The sequence below is a fragment of the Microbacterium maritypicum MF109 genome (assembly GCF_000455825.1).
Lineage (GTDB): Bacteria > Actinomycetota > Actinomycetes > Actinomycetales > Microbacteriaceae > Microbacterium > Microbacterium maritypicum_A.
The window spans coordinates 1-429 of the sequence record NZ_ATAO01000137.1 but is presented as its reverse complement, the minus strand read 5'-3'; the positions used below and the strand labels follow the sequence as shown (position 1 = coordinate 429).

The window sequence follows — 429 nt, the reverse complement described above, 5'->3', positions numbered from 1 at the left end:
GGCATCGTGCAGCTGCAGGACATCGCGACCGTCGAGCAGCAGAACGGACCCACCTCGATCACCACGGAGCAGGGCCGTCGTACCGCGACGATCACCGTGCCGCCGGCGTCCGACAACCTCGCCACAGCCACGCAGTCCGTGAACACCGCGCTCGCGGCGGTCGACCTGCCCGACGGTGCATCCGCCGAGGTGGGCGGTGTCGCGTCGCAGCAGGCCGACTCGTTCTCGCAGCTGGGGCTGGCAATGCTCGCGGCGATCCTGATCGTGTACGTGGTCATGGTCGCGACCTTCAAGTCGCTGCGCCAGCCGCTGCTGCTGCTCATCTCGGTGCCGTTCGCGGCGACCGGGGCGATCCTGCTGCAGATCATCACGGGTGTGCCGCTCGGCGTCGCATCGTTGATCGGCGTGCTGATGCTCATCGGCATCGTG

The 429-nt window shown here is 68.3% G+C and carries 1 protein-coding gene; it reads left to right on the top strand.

The window, feature by feature from the left end; genetic code table 11:
• Window positions 1-429: efflux RND transporter permease subunit (locus tag L687_RS28785; RefSeq protein ID WP_040569664.1), on the top strand; the 429-nt coding region annotated here is incomplete at both ends.